Source organism: Pseudomonas fitomaticsae (assembly GCF_021018765.1).
Taxonomy (GTDB): domain Bacteria; phylum Pseudomonadota; class Gammaproteobacteria; order Pseudomonadales; family Pseudomonadaceae; genus Aquipseudomonas; species Aquipseudomonas fitomaticsae.
This window is the reverse complement of record NZ_CP075567.1, coordinates 461,086-481,758: the sequence shown is the minus strand read 5'-3', so window position 1 is coordinate 481,758 and position 20,673 is coordinate 461,086. Positions and strand designations below refer to the sequence as shown.

Annotated in this window: 17 protein-coding genes and 2 pseudogenes; 6 read left to right on the top strand and 13 right to left on the bottom strand. The window is 60.5% G+C overall.

The window, feature by feature from the left end; all coding sequences use genetic code 11:
* Positions 1–132 precede the first annotated feature (132 nt).
* Positions 133–1,293: an AAA family ATPase gene (locus tag KJY40_RS02130; protein ID WP_230734695.1), complete on the top strand. Its 1,161-nt coding sequence runs from the start codon at positions 133–135 to the stop codon at positions 1,291–1,293.
* On the opposite strand, the pseudogene KJY40_RS02125 reads toward KJY40_RS02130, so the two are convergent.
* The 11 genes and pseudogenes from KJY40_RS02125 to KJY40_RS02075 form a co-directional block, all read right to left on the bottom strand.
* A pseudogene (locus tag KJY40_RS02125) lies at positions 1,290–1,574 on the bottom strand (glutamine ABC transporter substrate-binding protein); the annotation flags it as partial. The gene KJY40_RS02130 and the pseudogene KJY40_RS02125 sit on opposite strands and share 4 nt — an antisense overlap.
* Positions 1,559–2,065, bottom strand: a pseudogene (locus KJY40_RS02120) (amino acid ABC transporter permease); the annotation flags it as partial. The pseudogenes KJY40_RS02125 and KJY40_RS02120, both read right to left, overlap by 16 nt.
* A 462-nt stretch (positions 2,066–2,527) precedes the next feature.
* Positions 2,528–3,325: a MetQ/NlpA family ABC transporter substrate-binding protein gene (locus KJY40_RS02115; protein ID WP_007952772.1), complete on the bottom strand. Its 798-nt coding sequence runs from the start codon at positions 3,323–3,325 to the stop codon at positions 2,528–2,530.
* Positions 3,326–3,489: 164 nt separating this feature from the next.
* Positions 3,490–4,422, bottom strand: coding sequence for a sigma 54-interacting transcriptional regulator (locus KJY40_RS02110; RefSeq protein WP_115076150.1), 933 nt, complete (start codon positions 4,420–4,422; stop codon positions 3,490–3,492).
* A gap of 56 nt (positions 4,423–4,478) precedes the next feature.
* Positions 4,479–5,060 carry an alpha/beta hydrolase gene (locus KJY40_RS02105; protein ID WP_007952774.1) on the bottom strand — a complete coding sequence of 194 codons (582 nt, stop codon included), beginning with the start codon at positions 5,058–5,060 and terminating at the stop codon, positions 4,479–4,481.
* Positions 5,061–5,229: 169 nt separating this feature from the next.
* Positions 5,230–5,631 carry an ExbD/TolR family protein gene (locus KJY40_RS02100; protein WP_003220570.1) on the bottom strand — a complete coding sequence of 134 codons (402 nt, stop codon included), beginning with the start codon at positions 5,629–5,631 and terminating at the stop codon, positions 5,230–5,232.
* Between the two features lies 1 nt (position 5,632).
* Positions 5,633–6,358, bottom strand: a complete 726-nt coding sequence (locus KJY40_RS02095) for a MotA/TolQ/ExbB proton channel family protein (RefSeq protein WP_085608585.1) — start codon at positions 6,356–6,358, stop codon at positions 5,633–5,635.
* 86 nt (positions 6,359–6,444) lie between these two features.
* Positions 6,445–7,257 carry an energy transducer TonB gene (locus tag KJY40_RS02090; RefSeq protein WP_230734693.1) on the bottom strand — a complete coding sequence of 271 codons (813 nt, stop codon included), beginning with the start codon at positions 7,255–7,257 and terminating at the stop codon, positions 6,445–6,447.
* A 379-nt stretch (positions 7,258–7,636) separates the two neighbouring features.
* Positions 7,637–7,963, bottom strand: coding sequence for a hypothetical protein (locus KJY40_RS02085; protein ID WP_007952780.1), 327 nt, complete (start codon positions 7,961–7,963; stop codon positions 7,637–7,639).
* Positions 7,964–8,144: 181 nt separating this feature from the next.
* A complete protein-coding gene (locus KJY40_RS02080; RefSeq protein ID WP_230734691.1) occupies positions 8,145–9,488 on the bottom strand; it encodes an aryl-sulfate sulfotransferase in 1,344 nt (447 codons plus the stop codon).
* 23 nt (positions 9,489–9,511) lie between these two features.
* The gene (locus KJY40_RS02075; RefSeq protein WP_230734689.1) at positions 9,512–11,872 is read right to left on the bottom strand and encodes a TonB-dependent receptor; all 2,361 of its coding nucleotides are present in this window, start codon (positions 11,870–11,872) and stop codon (positions 9,512–9,514) included.
* 165 nt (positions 11,873–12,037) lie between these two features.
* Between KJY40_RS02075 and KJY40_RS02070 the strand changes: the two genes are divergently transcribed.
* Together KJY40_RS02070 and KJY40_RS02065 are read left to right on the top strand one after the other, a co-directional pair.
* Positions 12,038–12,982 carry a LysR family transcriptional regulator gene (locus KJY40_RS02070; RefSeq protein ID WP_230734687.1) on the top strand — a complete coding sequence of 315 codons (945 nt, stop codon included), beginning with the start codon at positions 12,038–12,040 and terminating at the stop codon, positions 12,980–12,982.
* A 190-nt stretch (positions 12,983–13,172) separates the two neighbouring features.
* A complete protein-coding gene (locus KJY40_RS02065) occupies positions 13,173–14,783 on the top strand; it encodes an alkaline phosphatase family protein (protein WP_230734685.1) in 1,611 nt (536 codons plus the stop codon).
* 87 nt (positions 14,784–14,870) lie between these two features.
* Here the strand turns inward: KJY40_RS02065 and KJY40_RS02060 are convergent, their stop codons facing one another.
* Positions 14,871–15,791 (bottom strand): TauD/TfdA dioxygenase family protein, encoded by a 921-nt coding sequence (locus KJY40_RS02060; RefSeq protein ID WP_007952791.1) that lies wholly within the window; start codon positions 15,789–15,791, stop codon positions 14,871–14,873.
* A 180-nt stretch (positions 15,792–15,971) separates the two neighbouring features.
* Here KJY40_RS02060 and KJY40_RS02055 point away from each other — a divergent pair, with 180 nt between their 5' ends.
* The gene (locus KJY40_RS02055) at positions 15,972–16,892 is read left to right on the top strand and encodes a LysR family transcriptional regulator (RefSeq protein ID WP_039764497.1); all 921 of its coding nucleotides are present in this window, start codon (positions 15,972–15,974) and stop codon (positions 16,890–16,892) included.
* Between the two features lie 39 nt (positions 16,893–16,931).
* Here KJY40_RS02055 and KJY40_RS02050 read toward each other — a convergent pair whose 3' ends face one another.
* Positions 16,932–17,945, bottom strand: a complete 1,014-nt coding sequence (locus tag KJY40_RS02050; RefSeq protein ID WP_230734683.1) for an ABC transporter substrate-binding protein — start codon at positions 17,943–17,945, stop codon at positions 16,932–16,934.
* A gap of 303 nt (positions 17,946–18,248) precedes the next feature.
* On the opposite strand from KJY40_RS02050, the gene KJY40_RS02045 reads away from it, so the two are divergent.
* Entirely contained in the window at positions 18,249–19,847 is a 1,599-nt protein-coding gene (locus KJY40_RS02045; RefSeq protein WP_230734681.1) for an ABC transporter permease, read from the top strand.
* Positions 19,844–20,659: an ABC transporter ATP-binding protein gene (locus KJY40_RS02040; protein WP_085684248.1), complete on the top strand. Its 816-nt coding sequence runs from the start codon at positions 19,844–19,846 to the stop codon at positions 20,657–20,659. Before KJY40_RS02045 ends, KJY40_RS02040 begins: the two co-directional genes overlap by 4 nt.
* Positions 20,660–20,673 lie beyond the last annotated feature (14 nt).

The window sequence follows — 20,673 nt, the reverse complement described above, 5'->3', positions numbered from 1 at the left end:
CTGTGTACGAACGTGCAAGTGACGATACGACTGTGAGCTTAGAACAGGGTTCAACCTTCGTCCGGGCGATATATGCATTTCTGTGCAGCGAGTATCCTGACCCGGATTTCGGGGCACTCAAGAAGGATTTTCATGCTCAAGACCCTCGCGGTGGCCAATTACCGCTCGATCAATAAATTGGTAATCCCGCTGGGCCGTCTGAACCTGATCACCGGCCCCAACGGCAGCGGCAAGTCCAACCTGTACCGGGCGTTGCGGCTGCTGGCGGAAACCGCTCAGGGCGGCGTGGTCAATGCGCTGGCCCGGGAGGGCGGGCTCGACTCGACCTTCTGGGCCGGGCCGGAAACCATCAGCCGGCGCATGCGCAACGGCGAGGTGCCGATCCAGTCCACCGTGCGCCAGGGTGTGAAGCGCCTGCGTCTGGGCTTTGCCGGGGAAGATTTCAGCTATTCGATCGCCCTGGGATTGCCGGAACCGAGCCTCTCGTTCTTTTCCCTCGACCCGGAAATCAAAAAGGAATGCATCTGGGCCGGGTCGCTTTATCGTCCGGCCAGTCTGCTGGTGGATCGCAACGGGCCGATGATCCGTGCCCGTGAGGGTCGTGGCTGGGATGTTTTGGCGCAATACACGCCGAATTTCGACAGCCTGTTCGATCAGGTGGGCAGCCTGCGCACCTCACCGGAAGTGTTCCAGATGCGCGAGTTCATCCGCCGCTGGCGCTTCTACGATCACTTTCGCAGCGACGCCGACGCCCCGGTACGCCAGCCGCAACTGGGCACGCGCACGCCGGTGCTGCATCACGACGGTCGCGATCTGGCGGCGGCGTTGCAGACCATCCGCGAGATCGGCGATCCCGAGGCGCTGCAGGCGGCGATCAGTGATGCGTTTCCCGGCGCACGGTTGAACATCGCGCCGCTGGCGGGCGGACGTTTTGCCATCGAGTTCTTTCAGGAAGGATTGTTGCGGCCGTTGTCGGCGGCGGAGCTGTCGGATGGCACGTTGCGCTATCTGCTGCTGGTTGCCGCGCTGCTGACGCCACGCCCGCCGTCGCTGATGGTGCTGAACGAGCCGGAAACCAGCCTGCATCCGGACCTGCTGCCGGCGCTGGCGCGTCTGATTATCCGGGTGTCGGAGCAGTGTCAGGTGTGGGTGGTATCCCATGCCCGGCGATTGATTTCGGCGTTGCAGGAAGACCCGGAATGCAATTGCATCGTGCTGGAAAAAACCCTCGGCCAGACGGGGATCGTCGGGCAGAGGGTTCTGGATGAGCCGGCGTGGAACTGGCCTGATTAGCCCTGCCACTTCCCGCCTTCGACAATCACGCTCTCAGGCTTGGTGTCATCACTCAGCTCTTTACGCACATATTGGTCATACAGCTTGAGCAGGTATTTCTCTTCACCCAGCTTGGCCAGCTCGGTATTCACCCAGTCGCGCAGTTCGATATTGCCCTTCTTCACCGCCGGGGCAATCGGCGCTTCGGCGCCAAGTTTTTCGTCCAGCACGCGGTAGCCCGGGTTCTGCTTGGCCCAGCTGAACAGCACCAGATTGTCCTGCGCGTAGGCATCGCCACGGCCGAGACCACGGTGGTCTCCTTGAGCAGGAAAATGAAATTGGCGAACAGCGACGGCAGGCTGAGGATCCCGGCTTGCGGCAGGATCACGTAGCGCAGCAACTGGCCGTGGGACAGACCGATGGAGCGGCCCGATTCAAGCTGCGCCTGAGGCACCGCATCGACGCCGGCACGCAGCACTCCGGTGAGGTAGGCGCCGCCGAGAAACGTCATGGTGATGATCGCGGTGGTGAATCCGGAAACCTTGATCCCCAGGGCCGGCAACGCGAAGTAGACGAAGAACAGCTGGATCAGCAGCGGCGTGTTGCGCGCCAGCTCCACATACAGCCCGACCAGTTTTTGCAGGTAAGGCGTGCGGAACACCAGAATCGTCGCATTGAGCAGCGCCACCAGCAGCGAGGTGCCAATGGCGATCAAACCGACCTGCAGCGTCACGCCCACGGCCTTGAGAAACGCCGGCAGGGTGCTGAGGATAAATGCGTAATCGAAGGTCATGAAACATCCTGACGCCGCTCGGTAAGCGGCGGTGGCGCAGTCCATGGACAGCGGGTAACTGTCCGGCAGGCACCGACTTTAAAGGTATAAGAACGAGAATTTAAATACCGCTAAAGCATATTGATATCACACAAAAAACTATCCTGCGGGTTTGCCCCGACAGAATAAGAAGGCTATTTTTCCTTTCGCTGTAGGACGGATCTTTTTTTCATGAAAGCCCTCCAAGGACGTACAGCTTTTGGCCAGACTCCCCCCGGCCAACCCCATAACAAGGAAGAGAACATGGACGTAAAAGTGCCGCAGCGACCGGACCCGCAGGATTTCGTGAAATGGCTGGTGGCCTTGCGCAGGGCGCTGAAAACCAGCGCTGCCTGAGTTATCCACACGCAAGAAAAAACGCCGATGACCATCGCTGGTCATCGGCGTTTTTTTCAACCTTGAAGGGGTTGTTGCTGCGTCGGATCAGAACGCCGGCAGTACCGCGCCGTTGTACTTCTTCTCGATGAACGCTTTGACTTCAGGGCTGGTCAGGGCAGCGGCCAGTTTCTTGATGGCGTCGCTGTTCTTGTTGTCTTCACGGGCAACCAGGAAGTTCACGTAAGGCGAATCCGCGCCTTCGATCACCAGGGCGTCCTTGGTCGGGTTCAACTTGGCTTCCAGCGCGTAGTTGGTGTTGATCATGTCCAGATCGACTTCTTTCAGAACACGTGGCAGCAGGGCCGACTCCAGTTCCTTGAACTTGAAGTTGTGCGGGTTCTTGGCGATGTCTTTTGGCGTGGCCAGGGCGTTCTTCGGATCTTTCAGTTCGATCAGGCCGGCCTTCTGCAGCAGGATCAGTGCGCGACCGCTGTTGCTGCCTTCGTTCGGAATGGCGATGGTGGCGCCGTCCGGCAGTTCGGCCAGGGTCTTGTACTTGCTCGAGTAGCCACCGAACGGTTCAACGTGAACACCTTGCACGGTCACCAGGTACTTGGCCTTGTCGTCCTTGTATTTGCCTTGGTTGAAGCTGTTCAGGTACGGCAGGGTCTGGAAGTAGTTGGCGTCCAGACGCTTCTCGCCCACCTGTACGTTCGGCTGTACGTAGTCGGTGAAGACCTTGATTTCCAGATCCACGCCTTCTTTGGCGAGGGTCGGCTTGATCAGCTCGAGGATCTCGGCGTGCGGCACCGGCGTCGCGGCAACCACCAGTTTCTCGCCGGCCTGGGCCAGGGAAGCAGTCAGAGCAGCCGCCAATGCGGTAAACAACAGAACCTTTTTCATGCAGTGTCCTTATCGAAAATCGGTCGTCATCGACGACGGCATTAATACGTGTGCCAGCGATGTGCTACTGCTGGCGTGAAACGGACAATACCGGGATTTTTTATTCCCGGACAATAACGTTTATTCAGCTTCATATTCCATTTTGTTCATGTTGAACAAAATGGTTACAACGCCTCGCTCAGGCTCAACAGCAATTCTTTCAATGCCTTACGTTCGCCGGCAGTGCCGTTGAGGCTCACGCTCGCCACCTGACGTTCGATCTGAACCAGCGGCCCAGACACCTCGGGCAGGTTCAGGTGCTCCGGCAGGATTTCGTCGCCGGTACTCACCAGCAGCGCAAAATGAATGACGTTTTCCAGCTCCCGGGTGTTGCCCGGCCAGCTGTGTTGTTCGAGCACCTGCTGCGCCGCTTCGCTGATCAGCGGCACCGGCAGATCCAGGCGCTGGCTGTAGATGCCGAGGAAGTACTCGGCCAACGACAGAATGTCGCCGACCCGCGCGCGTAACGCCGGCAGTTCCAGATGCCCTTCGCTGAGATAGTGATAAAGCCGCTCGTGGAATTTCCCCGCCGCCACCGCTTGCGCCAGATCGATGCTGGTCGCCGCCACCAGGCGCACGTCCACCGGGCTCGGCTGATGGGCGCCGACGCGGGTGACTTCGTGGTTTTCCAGGGCGGAAAGCAATTTGATCTGGATCGGCAGTGGCAGGTCGCCGATCTCGTCCAGGTACAAGGTGCCGCCGTTGGCCGAGCCGAACCAGCCGGCGCGACTGCTGGCCGAACCGCTGTAGCTGCCGGCGGCGTAGCCGAACAATTCGGCATCGGCGTAGGTCGGGCTGATCGCGCCGCAGTTGACCGAGACGAACAAGCCGCTGCGATCACTGGCGCGGTGGATGTGGCGGGCGAGCAATTCCTTGCCGGTGCCGGTCTCGCCGCGAATCAACACCGAGATCGAGCGCGGTGCGAGCTGGGCCATTTCCTCGCGCAACTGACGCGAGCGTGGATCGACGAACACCAGCGCCTTGGCGCGAATGCTCAGGGGACTTTTTTCCGCATCGGGAAAGGTCAGCAACGGCTGGCCGAAGGTTTCAAAACTCATGGCAGACTCCCGCCCCAAATCGCCGGGAGACGGGGGCGTTGAAAAAATAAAAGTGGTCAGGCACGGCGCCGGGCGTGGTGTTCCATGCGGTTTTGCAGGCGATACAGATAAGCGAATCCCTGCTCCCAGCGTTGATGCCCGGACTTCACGTTGATATGGCCGGCGCCTGCGAGAATCCCCGCCTCGGCGCCCCAGTTGCGCGCCAGTTCCAGCGCACGCGGCGCACTGACGGCGGCGTCGTTGTCGGAGCTGACGACCTGGCTCGGGAACGGCAGCAGATCGGTCGGGATCGGTGCGAAATTGCGCAGTGCCGGCACGCAGGCCGGACGCTCGACATCCGCCGGCGCAACCAGCAGTGCCCCGCGTACCTGACGCAAATGATGCAACGGCGCGGTGGCCGCCCAGTGCGCCACAGTAATGCAGCCCAGGCTGTGCGCGATGAGAATCACTGGCGAGCTGTCAGCGGCAATCGCCTCGGCCAGCGCCGCGACCCAGTCTTCACGACGCGGCGTCAGCCAGTCGGCCTGCTCCACCCGCGCACTGTTGGGCAGGCTGTTCTGCCAGTGGGTTTGCCAATGATCTTCTGGCGATCCTTGCCAGCCCGGCACAATCAGATAACGGATTGATTCGTTGCGCATGGGGGAGCTCTCCTGCGTCGTGTCTGTTCCTGAACGAGTATAGGGACGGGATTTATATTCGTTAAGGAATAAGAAGCTATTTATTAAGACCTGAAAAGAATATTAAGCATTGGGCAAAAAAAGGGGCCGCACCCTGCCAAGGAGACGGCCCCGGAAAAACGTGAAACCCTTATCGTGCAGTGATCACCGACAGCTTGGTGATGCCCGCCCGCTCAATCGAAGCCATGGCTCTCGCCACTTCGCCGTAATTCACCCCGTCGTCGGCCTGCAATTGCACGCGCACTTCCGGGTCCTTGGCCTTGGCCGATTTGAGGTTGAACTCCAGCAGATCCGGCTGGATTTCGTCCTTGTTGATAAACAGTTTTCCAGCACCGTCGATGCTCACCACCAACGGGTCTTTCTGCTCGACCGGCGCCACCGCTTCGGTCTTCGGCAGGTTGATCGGTATCGCGTTGGTCAGCAGTGGCGCGGTGACGATGAACACCACCAGCAGCACCAGCATCACGTCCACCAGCGGCGTCACGTTGATCTCGCTCAGCACCTCGTCGCTGTCTTGCGTGGAGAAGGCCATATCAGGACGCCTCCTTCACTTTTGTTGCGTTGCCCTGGGCCGCAGCCTTGTGCGCGGTCGGGTGGATCAGCACGCGGAACGCGCTCTTTTGCGCCAGGCTGTAGAAGTCGTGGGCAAAGTCGTCCAGGTCCGCCGCCGTCAGTTTCAGACGACGCAAAAAGTAGTTGTAAACCAGCACCGCCGGCACCGCGACCGCGATCCCCACACCGGTGGCGACCAGCGCTGCACCGATGGGACCGGCGACCGTTTCCAGGCTCGCCGAACCTGCCGCGCTGATGCCTTTCAACGCTTCCATGATTCCCCACACCGTGCCGAACAGACCAATGAACGGCGAGGTACTGCCAATACTCGCGACCACCGCCAGACCGGTTTCCAGCGAACGGCGCTCGCGGACGATCTGCTGGCGCAAGGCGCGTTCGAGACGATCCTGATGGTTGATCGCCTGGCTCAGGTCATTGGCCTGTGGCGCCTCGCCCACTTGTATCGCCGCATAACCGGCCTGCGCCACCCGCGCTGCCGCGCCGGGCTGGGTTTCGCTCAACTCGGCAGCGGAGTCCAGACTCGACGCCGCCCAGAAGCGCTTGTGAAATTTGCGGTCCTGCGCCTTCAACCGGCCGAACTGCAGCGCCTTGAGCAATGCCAGGCCCCAAGTGGCGACAGAGAAGACCACCAGCAGCCAGATCACCGCGCTTTCGATGGATTCCAGTGGAGATGCCAGTAACGTCATGATGTGTTCCCTCGTGTGTGGGAGCCGAGCTTGCTCGCGATGACGGTTACAGACACACCGCGAGAATAAAGCCGGCTGATTACCAATTAATGAATCTTGAAATCGATGGGTACGCTGACCCAGCCGTCCTGGGCGACATCACCCTGCTTGGCTGGCACGAAGCTCCAGCGCTTCACGGCGTCCAGCGCCGCGTCGTCGAGCTGTTGCCGGCCACTGCTTTTCTGAATCTGGATCTCACCCGGTTTGCCGCTGGCCAACACGTGCACCCGCAACAACACCGTGCCTTCCCAACCGCGACGCTGGGCCAGCGACGGGTATTCCGGCGCCGGGTTCTTCAGGTACGCGGCGTTGGCCGAGGCCGGCGTCACCGGAGCAGGCGCCGGTGGTGCAGGTGGCGCTGGCGCGGCGACCGGGGCGGCCGGCTGTGGCGGAGCCGGCGGTTGCTCGACCGCTTTGGGCGCCGGTTTCGGCACGGGTTTGGCGACCGGTTTCGGTTTGGGGACCGGCTTCGGTGTCGGTGGTGGCTTGGTTGCCAGTTCGTCCTCCACCGGTGGCGGAGGCTCGACCACCGGTGCCGGTGGCGGCGGTACAACCACTGGTGGTGCCGATGGCGCCGGGCGCGAAAACTCGATGGTCATCGGTGGAATTTCCGGCGGCACGATCGGCAGCGCCGGCGTCGGATGCTGGTTGATCCAGTAGATCACCGCGCCATGCACCACCAGCGCCAGAACGCCGAGCAGAATCGTTTCGCGGCGGCTCAGAATGCCCTTGGGCGCGCGCTGCAAACGCAGCTGCCCCAACGGCACGCGATGGGGCCGGCCGAGATCGACCAACTCGCCGCTCGGCGCCTGGCGCCACAGCACCTCCTGTGCACTGGCGGCGGTCTGGACATTGCCCATTGATTTACTCCCTGCGGTCTCTTTGCGTTTTTTCGCTTAGCCGATTCGCCGCTTGTTGAATCCCCCACGGCGTGATCGATGGGTCAATCATTGGGCTAGACGCTTATCTCCGAAAGTAATCTTTCATGTTATGAATAGACGTTTATGGAATATATGAAACAGTCATTTCCGCCAAAGCCACGACCCGCAAGGCTTCCAGCGATTCGCCGAAATCGACATGCTTTCCCGGCATAAAAAGTATTCATGCAAGGCATCGGGTTATCGATGACCCGGGATTCAGTGACAACTAATACCAAGGTGATAGTTGACGAACTTTTTAAAGAACAAACAAAAAGGCCGATGCATGTTTAATGCATCGGCCTTCGATTTACGGAATCTCCTATTGCTTCACAAACTCCCCGGCCAGACCGACTACATCACCGTCAAAGTTGGTACGCGAACCCACCGCGCGAACTTTCGAGTAGTTGTGATCCGGCGAGAACAGCGTCCAGGACTGATAACCAGTGCCGTCATTCAGAGCCGCGAAAGTAATGATCGTAGGCTGCCCGGTGCTGTTCTGGAAGTGATAGTGACCGTACGCGATGTCGTAGTTCACGCCGTTCTGGCTGAACTTGCCGCTGAAGGTGCCGTTGGAGTCGTTGCCATCGGTGATCGTCAGTTTGGCGCCAGCGTTAGCGTTTACATAGTTGCCATTAATGCTCGACATAACGAGATTTCCTTTATCGTTGGATAAGTGTCTTCCGATGAGAGCAAGTTTCCTCCTGGAAACTCACGACACTCAGGATGGTCGGACATTCATTTATTGTCCACGCGACTTTTCAACGAAATTGCTATATGCACTATTCAAGTCGTTCATAACTTATTTCGATTATGAACAGTCCTGATAACTAACGACTGGCATTGGTTTGTTGCACGCCAATGGCCGGCGCAATCACTGCCGTCTCCGAACGCGGCGTACCTGCCGGCACCCAGTCATAACTCACAGGAAGGGCCCGATAGACCCAGTTGCTGATCGCGTCGCTGCCCGGTGCCTTGCCCAGATAAGGGCTGACGTATTCCCAGACGTTCTCACCACTGGCCGTCACCTGGAAAAACCGCCCGTTCATGCCTTCATCGATCAGCGTATTGCCGTTGGGCAAGCGCCGCGCGCTGCTGATGAACGAGCTGTAAAACGCCCATCCCGGCTGCTTTGAATTCGCCGCGCTGTACTGCCAGACGATTTCATTTTTCACCGGGTCGATCTCCAGCACTCGCGAACCGGAAATCAGCCCCAGCGTGACGTTCGGGTAACCCGCCGAACCCTGGTTGTCGAACACCAGCAGATTGCCCGCACCGGGCAGTCCGGCCGGGATGATGTGCGCGTCATGCTGGCCGACAAACTGGTCCACAGGACGCGGGATTTTCTGCGCGGTTTTCGGATTGGCCAACGGCAGGTTCGGCCCCAGGCGCCAGACCACTTTACCGCTGTGCTTGTCGATGATCGCGATGAAGTTGGCGTTGCGCGAATCGATCAGCAGGTTGTCCGGATTGAAGCGCTTGTCGCCGGCATCGAACCACTTGTTCGGCCCGACCAGGCTGAGGTTGTTGATGTGCAGGTAATCCGGATTTTCACTGGCGCGAACCAGCTTCAACTGCTCGGCGGTGAAGCCGAATTCGTTCAAGTGATCCGACGCCAGCCACTGCCATTTCACCTCGCCACCGGGGCTGACTTCGTAGATCGCGTCGTCGATCACCTCGGGCACCTTGAAGCCTTTGACCTTGTGCACCTTGTTCGCCAGCACCACGGTGTTGCCGTTGCTCAGGCGACGCAGATCGTGATGCTGTTGCGCGGCGCCACCGGGGGCCTTGTCGCCCCATTGCCAGACGACTTTGCCATTCCAGTCCAGTTCGCCGACGCTCTGATTGCCGAGGCCATTGCCGGCGGAGCCGAGCTTGCCTGGATCCTTTTCGCTCAGCTGCAGCAACACATGGCCGCGCTCGCCACCGACCAGTTTCGGGTCGATGATCGCCGACGGGAAACCCGACTGCGGCCAGTTCTTCACCTCGTTGCCGTTCATGTCGATCAGGTGCGTCTGCTTGTCGGCACCGCTGAAGATCACATATTGATTGAAGGCCTTGGCCGGGTCGTATCGAGTAACGCCGGTGGGATAGACGCTGGGTGCGGCGAGCGCCCCGGCACTGAGCACTGCGCCGGACAACAACACCGGTAAAGCGGTTTTGATGCGCAACATGATGCAGCTCCTTGAGGGTTCGATCAGAAGTCGTAGCGACCGGTGACCCCGAGGGTGCGCGGCGTACCGAGCAGACCTTCATAGCCGCCGTTGCCGCCGGTCCACAGGGTCGTGTAGTAGGTTTTGTCAAAGGCGTTTTTCAGCCACAACGAGACATCCCACTGACCCTGATTGAAATCGCCGCGCAGGCCGGTGGAGAGATTGACCACCGCGTAACTCGGGATCTGGCCATAGTCGGAATCTTCGACCGTGCCCACCGCTTTCGAGCGGAATGCGTAACTGCCGGTGACATAAGGTTGCAGACCGTTATCCAGATTCCATTCGTACTTGCCGTTGGCGTTACCGATCCATTTCGAGGCGCCAACCACCTGATGACCGCTGAGGTCGCAGGAGGCCGGAGCACCCGGTGCCTGGCTGACTTCCGGCGGGCACGGTGCGTCCTTGTAGGAGAGATAGCTGACGTCGTTGTACGAGCCGTTGAAGTTCAGCGTCAGGCCGCGCAACGGGATCACGGTGCTCTCGAACTCCACGCCACGTGAGCGCACTGAACCGGCGTTGGTCAGGTATTGCACCCGGTTGACGTCGTCGTAGGCGTTGGTCTGGTAAGCGTTGACCTGAGTCCAGAACACGTTGGCGTTGAGCTGCAAGCGACGATCCCACAGCGTGCTTTTTAAACCGAGTTCGGCGTTGTTGGCGCGCTCGGTGCCGATCAGCAACGAGTCGGCGCCGGCGGTCGGTGCGGAACCGACCACAAGGTTGACCCCACCGGACTTCTCACCGTGAGACAACGTGGCGTAGCCGAGCAAATCATCGGTGATGCGATAGCTGAGGTTGAGCAGGCCCGACGGGCTGGAGCTGTACTGGTTCAGGTCGCCGGAATCGTAGGCGCCGGTCCGGCCGCGTCGCGCAGTTGCTGCGGCGCCGGTCACCGCTGCGCCACCTTGCGGCGCATCACGATTGACCCAGGCGTTTTTCTCTTCATAGGTGCCACGCACCCCGGCGGTGAAATCAAGGCGCGGGGTCAGGTGCCAGGTGCCTTGGGCGAACAGCGCGAAGCTGTCGGTCTTGATGTGGCCACGACCGACGCTGTTGACGTTGGCCAGAGCCCCCTGTGGCGTGCCGTTCCAGATATCCGCCCGGGGGCCGTAATAGGCGAAGGATTTGTTGTCCAGGTCCGAACCGAAATAGTAGGCGCCGAGGACGTAATCGAAGAACTCGCCTTTGGGCGATGCGAGGCGAAATTCCTGGGAATACTGCTTGTCCTCCACCGACACCCCGGCGTTGTAGGTCGCCGGCACGTTGAGGCCATCGTCGTTGCGCGGGGTGAAATTCCAGAAGCGGTAGGAACTGACCGAGGTCAGGGTGAAGTCGCTCGGCAGGGTCCAGTTGGCCTCCACCGACGTGCCGCCCTGATGCACGGTGACGTGCTGGTCGTTGTCCAGATTGACCTTGCGGTGCGAGCCGTTGACCAGCGTCGCACCGGCAGCCGCGGCGCGGGCCGAGTAGAGATTGACGCCATTGATGGTCGGCCCGGTGTTGTACAGCACACGGGTGCCGGCGCTGGAATCCTCTTCGTTGTAATCACCGATCCAGCGCAGATTGAAGTTTTCGTTGGGCTTGAACAGCAGTTGCGCCCGGAAGCCGTCGCGGGATCCGCCGTTCAGGTCATGGCCGTTGAATTCGTTCTTGATGTCGCCGTCGCTGCGGGTGCGATAGGCCGACAAACGCCCGGCCAGCACATCGTTGAGCGGCCCGGAAATCGTGCCCTTGGTCTGGAAATAACCGTCCTCGCCGACCGAGGTTTCGATGCTCCGTTCCGGGGTGAAACTCGGCGCGCGGGTGCTGATGTTGATCACCCCGGCGGTGGTGTTCTTGCCGAACAACGTCCCTTGCGGCCCGCGCAGGACTTCGAGTTGTTCGATGTCCATCAGGTCGAACACCGCCATCCCCGGGCGACCCAGATAAACGTTATCGATGTACAGCCCGACGCTGCCTTCCAGGCCATCGCTGGCCGGGTTGTTGCCCAGGCCCCGGATCGACACGCTGGACTGGCGCGCATGCATATAGGCGACGTTGACGCTGGGCACCAGTTGTTGCAGATCCTGGATTCGGTAGACCCGTTGCGTCTCCAGAGTCTGGCCGCTGACCACGCTCATCGGTGTCGGCACATCCTGAGAACTTTCTTCGCGACGACGGGTGGTGACGGTCACGGTTTCCAGTTGCGAAGTGGCGGTCGCGGTCTTGTCAGCCGGTGCCGGCACGGGGGTTTCCGTTTCCGCAGCGTAGCCGTGGGCCCAGCTGGCACTCCCCGCCAGCAACAGGGCCAGAGGCAGACGTTTGAGCCGTCGTGGCGGCGGCGGTGAAGCGAGGTTCAACGGACTCATGGGGCTGCTCCTGGTCAAAAAACACGCAGGCATCTTCCGTGCCGCATATTCTTTTAAGTTATTTATTTATGTTTTTACAAAGATTTACTGCATAAGAGATTGCCTTTATAAGGAGTCGACCTAATGCATATCCAATGCATTTCCCGGATATTTTTTATGTGAAAAATGCATATCGACTTGCGCCAACTCAGACACTTCATCGCCCTCGCCGAACAACGCAGCTTCGTCGCCGGCGCGCAGGCGGTGAACCTGTCGCAGTCGGCGTTCAGCCGCAGCATTCAGGCGCTGGAGCACAGCGTCGGTTGCCAGTTGGTGGATCGCGGGCGCAAGGAATTGCCGCCGACCAAACAGGGCCAGGTGCTGCTTGAACATGCGCGGCGGCTGGTCAGCGGTGCGCAGCAGATGGCCAACGAGATCAGCCAGTTCAACGGGCTGGAGGCGGGGGAATTACGCTTCGGTTGTGGCCCGGCGCCGGCGGCAGGATTGATCCCGCGAGCGATCGGCAGCTTCATCGGTCGATACCCGAAAGCGCGGGTGCATTACCAGGTCGATGACTGGCAGAGTCTGAGCAAACGGCTGCTGAGCGAAGAGTTCGAATTCTTCGTCGCCGACACTCGGCACTTCGAGGCAGATCCGGACTATCTGACCCACCGCTTGCGACCGCGCAAATGGCATTTCTGCTGCCGCGCCGGGCATCCGCTGGCCGCATCGGATCGGGTCACCGCCGAGCAATTGATGAGTTATCCACTGGCCGTCAGCATTCGCCCGCCAAACCTGCGCAAGGTCATCGTCGACCTCAGTGGCCGCCCGGATTTCGTTCCGAATGTAGAGTGCGAAAACAGCGCCAGCCTGCTCGGCGTGGTGTTGCGCTCCGATGCGATCGGCATCGTCGGCGCCTATTCGGATGCGCTGCACCAGGCACGGGGTGAGCTGATGTGCTTGAAGGTCGAAGGGTTGGCGGATGATCTGGAGGAGCTTTACACCCGTTACGGAATTGTCAGCCGCGCCGGGTATCGCCTGTCGCCGTTGGCCGAGGCGATGATCGAGCAGATCAAGGCGATCGATGCGGTGGAAGAAGAACTGTGTTCACTGGACAATTTTGCCGTCTGACGCACCGCCTTCGCGAGCAAGCCCGCTCCCACATTTGGAACGCGTACTCCTGTGGGAGCGGGCTTGCTCGCGAAGAGGCCAGTACAGGCGCCGATGCATTTCTTGCATGAAACACATTCCCCGAATGCACTTGCCGAACACCCTCGCCGAAAGCGAAAAACCTCGCCTGTCTTTCTGACTGGTGAACCCCATGTCCAACCTGCAAAACCCTGTGCGCAACGTGCTGTACATCATGTGCGATCAACTGCGCCGCGATTACCTGTCCTGCTACGGCCACCCACACCTGCACACCCCGAACATCGATCGCCTGGCCACCGCCGGCGTGCGCTTCAGCCGCGCTTATACACAGGGCACGATCTGCGGGCCGTCGCGAATGTCGGCCTACACCGGACGCTATGTCAGCAGCCATCAAGTGACGTGGAACGCGGTGCCGCTGCCGCTGGAAGAACTGACCATCGGTGATTACCTGCGTCCCCACGGCATTCGTACTGCGCTGGTCGGCAAGACCCACGCCACGGCCAACGTGGATGCCTTGCAGCGGTTGGCGATCAACCCTGAAAGCGCCCAGGCCGAAGTGCTCAACGAAGTCGGCTTCGAGCCGTACTTCCGTCACGACGGCATATTCCCCGACGACCCGCTGTTCGATGACAAACGCGAATCCGCTCCCTACACCCATTACCTGCGCGAGCAGGGTTTCGAAGGGCGTAACCCCTGGCACGACTGGGCCAACGCGGCAGAAGGCGACAACGGCGAAATCCTCAGCGGCTGGAAAATGCGCAATGCCCATTTGCCAGCGCGAATTCCCGAGCAACATTCAGAGACTGTCTACACTACAAATCGAGCCATCGACTTCATCGGTGAGCAAGGTGAAAAACCGTGGTTTTTACACCTGTCCTATATCAAACCCCACTGGCCCTACATCGTACCGGCGCCGTACCACACTTTGTACAGTACGAAATCGATTCTCGAACCGGTACGTAATGCCTCTCCAAGCGATCATCCGGTCTATCAGGCCTTTCGCCAGCATGAGGAAAGCCTGAATTTCTCCAAAGATCCGGTACGACTGAACGTGATCCCGACGTACATGGGCCTGGTCAAACAGGTCGATGACCAGTTGGGGCGGCTGTTCGATTTCCTGCAAAGCAACGGACGCTGGGAGGACACGCTGATCGTGTTCACCAGCGATCACGGCGACTTTCTGGGCGATCACTGGCTAGGGGAGAAGGAGTTTCTGCTGGAGCAGGCGGTAGGCGTGCCATTGATCGTGCGCGACCCGCGTGCGGCGGCGGATGTCACACGGGGCACGGTCGATGAACGCCTGGCGGAAACCATCGACGGCGTGCCGACCTTTCTCGAAGCGCTGAGCGTGACTGGCGCCGAGCATCGCCTGGAAGGTCGCTCGCTGATTCCGCTGCTGCACGGTGAAAACCCTGACTGGCGCCGCTATGCGATCAGCGAATACGACTATGCCTTCCAGGCCCCGGCACGGGAGCGACTGGGCCAGCCGATAGACCGTTGCCGCATGACCATGGTGCGCAGCGAGCGCTGGAAATACCTGGCGTACGACGGCTTCCGGCCGCAGCTTTTCGACCTGTTGAATGATCCGCAGGAGTTGCAGGATCTGGGCGCGGATCCGGCGTATGCGGCGGTGCGCGAGGAACATGCGGGGTATCTGTTCGAGTGGGTGCGCGGGTTGAAGCGCCGCACGACCATCAGTCATCAGGAGATTGATTTGCGCGGGCAGCGGTTTCGTTATGGCGAGCCGGAGACCGAGAAAATGGTGCAGATTGGCGTTTGGTGATTGAAAGCATCGCTGGCAAGCCAGCTCCCACAGGATTTGTGTAGACCGCAAACCTGTGGGAGCGAGCCTGCTCGCGATGAGGCCCGATCAGACGCCGACGATTTCTGCGCCTTTGATGGTCTGACTACGCTGCCCATTCGCCCCGACCGGCACTTCCCCTTTGAGCGTCACCCGACGCACCACACGATCCTGAGTACCGTAATCATCAATCGCATAATGCTGCGTCGAGCGGTTATCCCAGATCGCCACATCACCGGCCTTCCAGCGCCAGCGCACGACGTTCTCCTGGCGGATCACATGACTTTGCAGCAAGCCAAACAGGTGCGCCGAATCGGCCTGGGAATAGCCCTTGATGCGTTTGACGAAGTGCCCCAGCAGCAGGCTCTTTTCGCCGCTGATCGGGTGCACGCGAACCACCGGGTGCTCGGTCTCGTAAACCGTCGAGGTGAAGATCTTGCGATAGCGCTCGAGCTTCTCCGCCGACACGTCCGGCTTCACGGCGGCGTAGTCGTACTCGTTGCTGTGCACGGCCACCAGTTTGTCGGCCAGCTCACGCAATTCAGTCGGCAGTTCGTTGTACGCCGTCGCGGTGTTCGCCCACAGCGTGTCGCCACCGAACGCCGGAGCCACCACCGAACGCAGGATCGAGGCTTTCGGGTAGGCATCGACGAAGGTCACGTCGGTGTGCCAGGAGTTGGCGCGCTGCCCTTCGGCGCCGTCCAGCTCCAGCAGATAACGGGTGCCCTCGCGGGACGGCACGGTCGGATGCGCCACGGGCTCGCCGAGCAGGTGCGCGAAGGCTTCCTGACGTTGATCGTCGAGCTGGGTCTGCTCGCGGAAGAACACGACCTTGTACTGAATCAGCGCCTGTTGAATGGCTTCAACCGTCGCGGCATCCAGCTCACCGGACAAGTGCACACCACGGATTTCGGCGCCGATACGGCCGGCCACCGGATGAATGTCCAGCGCGTGGACAGCGGGTTTTACAGCGAGTGCGGCATTGCTCATGGGTAGACCCTCATCGACTGCTTGCGGTTGGACGGCAGCGAAACAACGCTCTATCTATATTCCATTTACATCTAATAGATATTCACATGCTTCGTTGACGGAATAAGAGCTTGCATTTAAAACCTCAAGCAACCTCGTCGCAAATGCCTTCGAGCTATTTTTAGGATGCCGGAAAAGCATATGGATCTTCGCCAGTTGCGCTACTTCATCGCCCTCAACGAACACCGCAGTTTTGTCCGCGCGGCCGACGCCATGGGCATCACTCAACCGGCGTTCAGTCGCAGCATCCAAGGGCTGGAGCAGGAGTTCGGCTGCGTGCTGGTGGATCGCGGCAACAAGGATCTGCGCCCCACGCCCGAAGGCCAGGTGGTGCTGCAACACGCCCTGACCCTGGTGCAGGGCGCGGCGTTGCTCAGCGCCGAGGTGACACAGATGACCAAGCTCGATGCCGGCGAACTGCACTTCGGTTGCGGCCCGGCGCCGGCGGTGAAACTGGTGCCGGACGCAGTGGCGCAATTCATCAATGCACACCCGAAAGTGCGCACCTGTTTTCAGGTGGATAACTGGGAAAAACTCAGCCGCGCCCTGAGCCGCGAAGAGATCGAATTCTTCATCGCCGACATCCGCCATTTCGAGTCCGACCCGAACTTCCAGACCCAACCGCTGACGCCCAAGCGCGGGGTGTTTTTCTGCCGGCCGGGGCATCCGCTGCTGGCCAAGGAAAGCCTGTCGACCAACGACATGTTCGACTACCCGCTGGCGACCACGCTGATCCCGCCGGGCATTCGCAAACTGCTGGCGAATCTCAGCGGGCGGATCGATTTTTCCCCGACCATCGAGACCGAGCATTTTCCGGCGCTGGTGAAAGTGGTGCTGCAATCCAACGCGATCGGCGTGGGTACTGAAGAGGCGTTTGTCGAGGACATCGCTCAGGGTTCGCTGGCGCTGCTGCACTGGCGCAATCTGCCGCAGAACCTGGAGAGCATGAATGCGCGGTGCGGGATCGTCAGTCGCACGGGATTCCGGCTTTCACCGGCGGCGCGGGCGATGATCGAGACGTTGGTGGCGGTGGATAAACAGGAAATCAGCGTCGCGGTTTGAGGGTCATTCCCACGCTCCAGGTGGGAATGACCCTATCACTCAAAGCTTCGCAGCCGCCAGCTCAGGCGCTACCCACTCGGTCACCTTGAACGGCTTGCGGATCAGCTTCTGCTGCGCCGCCAGATCCACCTTGCCCTGCAGGTTTTCGAGGAACAGCGGGTCCAGTGTCGACGGGAATACTTCGCTCAGGTTCTGATCCTTCAGATCCTGGGTCAGGATCACCGGCGGATAACTAGCGAGCCCCGAGACCAGTTGCACGTAAGCGTCCTTGTTGCTGTCCTGAGTCAGCCACTCCACCGCCTGCTGCTGGGCCTTGAGCAGTTTTGCCACGACGTCCGGATGCGCATCGACAAATTTACCGGTGCCCAGGAGAACGGCCTGCACACTGCCAGCGCCACCGAGATCCTTGGTGTTCAGAGGCAACTCGGCCAAGCCTTTGGCCTGCAATGCAGTCAGCCCGGAGCTGCCCCACGACGCATCGATCTGCTTCGCCGCCAGCGCGGCAACCGCTGCGTTGAAATCGAGGTTGATCACTTTCACGTCTTTCTCGCTCAGGCCCACGCTGGCCAGCGCCGCATCGAACGACAACTGAGTCGCGGTGCCCCGGAAGATCGCCACGCGTTTGCCTTTGAGATCCTGCAACGTCTTGATCCCCGAACCCGGCACCACGCCCAGGTATTGCTTCACACCCCGGGCGCTGGCGCTGAGCAGGCGCGTATCCAGTCCGTTGGACTTGCCGATGATGGCCGCCAGATCCCCCAGATAGGCCAAATCGACCTGACCGTTGGCGAACGCCTCGTTGATCACAGGTCCGGCGCCTTTGAAGAAGCTCCACTGAATCTTGATGCCCTGATCGGCGAAGGCCTTTTCGAAGATCTGCTGATCGCGCAGCACGTCCACGATACCCCCGCCGCTGTGTTGAGTACCCGCGCTCAGATCAGGCACGGCAATCCTGATTTCCTTGAGCTCGTCGGCCTGGACAGAGAACGCCAGCAGACCCGCCAGTGCCGGCGCGGCAAACAGACTGATGACACGTTTGAAGGGAAGGTTCATGGGTGCGGCTCCTGATCACGGCGGGCATTGAGGAGCCGAAAGTAGGCGCAATCCGTATCAGCGCTTAAATACTTAAAAAGCACATTTTTATAGCTTTTCAAGCTAAGCCAACAAAGTCGGGACATGCAGAGCCGTATGCATGGAGAGCATCGAAAATATTCTTCGAATGCATTGGATGCGCGCAGGGCTGGAGGCCTTAAATGGCGCTGCTTATCTCCAAAATGATTATTTTCTAACTCGCTTATAACGATTGGTTTTTAGCTAATTCCGCTGACTCGATCCAACCCGACAACGGAGGTCACCATGGCCCGTGAATCCCTGCTCAGCCTGCCACTGGCCGCACCGCCGTTGAAAAGCCGGCGCACCTGGCCAAGCCTGAGCCACCGCGTTTTACCCTGGATATTGCCGCTCGGACTGTTCGCCCTGTGGTGGCTGGCTGCACGCAACCAATGGATGAGCGAACAGATTCTGCCGGCGCCGTCACTGGTGTGGAACAGCGCGATCGAGCTGTCCCAGGGCGAGTTGTGGAGTCACTTGTGGATCAGCCTGCAACGTTTGTTCTGGGGCTTGCTGGCGGGCGTTACCGCCGGCGCGGTACTCGGTGCGGCGCTGGGCTTCAGCCGTCGCCTCGAACGCCTGATCTTCCCGACTTTCGCCGGCCTGGCCCAGGTGCCGACGCTGGCGTGGATTCCGCTGTTCATGGTGTTTTTCGGCATCGGCGAAACGCTGAAACTGGTGGTGCTGATCAAGGCCATCGTAGTGCCGGTGACCTTGCACACGCTGGTCGGCGTGCGTGACGCACAACCGAAACTGCGCGAAGCCGCCGCTGTTTTACGTTTGCCGCCACGCCTGCTGATTCGCCGACTGGTACTGCCCGCCGCCCTCCCCGCATTCATGGCCGGCGTACGCCTGGCACTGGCCGCTGGCTGGACTTCGTTGCTCGCCGTCGAACTGCTGGCCTCCAGCGAAGGCATCGGTTACCTGATGGTCTGGGCCCGGCAGCTGTTCATGCTCGACATCGTCTTCGTGTGCATCGTGGTGATCGGTCTGATCGGCGTGGCGATGGATCGCGGCATCGGTCTGCTGGACAGGAAACTGGTGCACTGGCCACATCCTGCCACGGCAGAAATTCGTCGCGGCCCGTGCTATGAAGGCTGGCAGCGCGTGCAGCCGTGGCTGCTGCCACTGGCACTGTTTGCGCTGTGGCAACTGGCAGTCGATCAACAGTGGGTCGACGCCAACATCCTGGTCAGCCCGTGGGTAGTGCTTGAGGCGACGAAAAACGGATTGCTCGACGGCACGTTGATTTCAGGCATGGCCCTGAGCCTGGGCCGCACACTCGGTGGCTTGTTGATTGGCGGCTGCCTCGGCCTCGTGCTGGGATTGCTGCTGGGTCTGTCGCGTACCAGCGAACGCGTGCTCGGCCCGACCCTCGCCGCCCTGCGCCAGATCGCGATTTTCGCCTGGGTGCCGCTGCTGACCGCATGGTTCGGTCTGGGCGAACTGGCCAAGTGGGTGTTCGTCTCCCTCGCCGCTTTCTTTCCGTTGTTCGTCGCGACTCAACGCAGCGTCGCCAACCTCTCGCCGCAACTCAACGAAGCCGCGCAGGTCCTGCGCCTGAGCCTCGCTCAACGCCTGCGGCGACTGGTACTGCCGGGCGCCGCGCCGGGGATTTTCGCCGGCCTGCGCCTGAGCCTGATCTACGCCTGGCTCGGCACCATCGGCGCCGAATATTTCATGCCGTCCAACGGCGGCATCGGCAGCCAGATGATCGGCGCCCAACAACTGCTGCGCATGGACCTGATCATGGCCGGGATGCTGCTGGTCGGCCTCACCGGCGCCCTGCTCAACCTCATTGGCCAACGCCTGGAAATCCGCGCCACCCGCTGGAGACACGCATGAACGCACCGATTGTCAGCTTCAACCATGTAGGCAAATCCTTCGACGTCGACGGTTTCGAACTGGAGGCGATTCGCGAATTCAACCTCGACATTGCCGAGGGCGAATTCGTCGCCATCGTCGGCTCCAGCGGCTGCGGCAAATCCACCCTGCTGCGTTTGCTGGTGGGCCTCGACACCCAGTTTCGCGGGCAGATCACGGTCGATGGCAAAGCCGTCAGCGGGATCGGTGGCGAGCGCGGCATCGTGTTTCAGGAACACCGTTTATTCCCGTGGCTGACGGTGGCCGACAACATCGGCCTGGGCCTGGTCAACGAGCCGCTGGCTGCCTCCGAAAAGCAGCAACGCATCAACGACTTCATCGAACTGGTAGGCCTGCGCGACTTCACCCGCGCCTACCCACACCAACTCTCCGGTGGCATGGCCCAGCGCGTGGCGATTGCTCGCGGGCTGGTGGCGAGCCCACGGATCCTGTTACTCGACGAACCTTTCGGCGCCCTCGACGCGCTGACCCGCCAGCAGATGCAGGACGAGCTGCTGGCGATTCGCGAGCGGGCGAAGATCACCACGATTCTGGTCACCCACGATGTCGAGGAAGCGATTTTCCTCGCCGACCGCGTGGTGGTGATGGAACCGCGCCCCGGCCGGATCAAACAGGTGGTGGACATCGCCCTGCCCCATCCGCGCCAGCGCAGCAGTTTCGACTTCCACCAGCTGCGCGAAGAACTGCTGCACGAGCTGACCAGTGACGACCATTACCAACCGAGCGCACCGGTGCAGATCCGCGATCTGCCGCTGTCGTTCATTGCCTGCTGAACAGGAGCCTGTTG

Bases quoted from the DNA above. Each gene is read 5' to 3' on its own strand.
- KJY40_RS02130 (WP_230734695.1), top strand. From the start codon at position 133: ATGCTCAAGACCCTCGCGGTGGCCAATTACCGCTCGATCAATAAATTG.
- KJY40_RS02115 (WP_007952772.1), bottom strand. From the start codon at position 3,325: ATGAAAAAGGTTCTGTTGTTTACCGCATTGGCGGCTGCTCTGACTGCT.
- KJY40_RS02110 (WP_115076150.1), bottom strand. From the start codon at position 4,422: ATGAGTTTTGAAACCTTCGGCCAGCCGTTGCTGACCTTTCCCGATGCG.
- KJY40_RS02105 (WP_007952774.1), bottom strand. From the start codon at position 5,060: ATGCGCAACGAATCAATCCGTTATCTGATTGTGCCGGGCTGGCAAGGA.
- KJY40_RS02100 (WP_003220570.1), bottom strand. From the start codon at position 5,631: ATGGCCTTCTCCACGCAAGACAGCGACGAGGTGCTGAGCGAGATCAAC.
- KJY40_RS02095 (WP_085608585.1), bottom strand. From the start codon at position 6,358: ATGACGTTACTGGCATCTCCACTGGAATCCATCGAAAGCGCGGTGATC.
- KJY40_RS02090 (WP_230734693.1), bottom strand. From the start codon at position 7,257: ATGGGCAATGTCCAGACCGCCGCCAGTGCACAGGAGGTGCTGTGGCGC.
- KJY40_RS02085 (WP_007952780.1), bottom strand. From the start codon at position 7,963: ATGTCGAGCATTAATGGCAACTATGTAAACGCTAACGCTGGCGCCAAA.
- KJY40_RS02080 (WP_230734691.1), bottom strand. From the start codon at position 9,488: ATGTTGCGCATCAAAACCGCTTTACCGGTGTTGTTGTCCGGCGCAGTG.
- KJY40_RS02075 (WP_230734689.1), bottom strand. From the start codon at position 11,872: ATGAGTCCGTTGAACCTCGCTTCACCGCCGCCGCCACGACGGCTCAAA.
- KJY40_RS02070 (WP_230734687.1), top strand. From the start codon at position 12,038: ATGCATATCGACTTGCGCCAACTCAGACACTTCATCGCCCTCGCCGAA.
- KJY40_RS02065 (WP_230734685.1), top strand. From the start codon at position 13,173: ATGTCCAACCTGCAAAACCCTGTGCGCAACGTGCTGTACATCATGTGC.
- KJY40_RS02060 (WP_007952791.1), bottom strand. From the start codon at position 15,791: ATGAGCAATGCCGCACTCGCTGTAAAACCCGCTGTCCACGCGCTGGAC.
- KJY40_RS02055 (WP_039764497.1), top strand. From the start codon at position 15,972: ATGGATCTTCGCCAGTTGCGCTACTTCATCGCCCTCAACGAACACCGC.
- KJY40_RS02050 (WP_230734683.1), bottom strand. From the start codon at position 17,945: ATGAACCTTCCCTTCAAACGTGTCATCAGTCTGTTTGCCGCGCCGGCA.
- KJY40_RS02045 (WP_230734681.1), top strand. From the start codon at position 18,249: ATGGCCCGTGAATCCCTGCTCAGCCTGCCACTGGCCGCACCGCCGTTG.
- KJY40_RS02040 (WP_085684248.1), top strand. From the start codon at position 19,844: ATGAACGCACCGATTGTCAGCTTCAACCATGTAGGCAAATCCTTCGAC.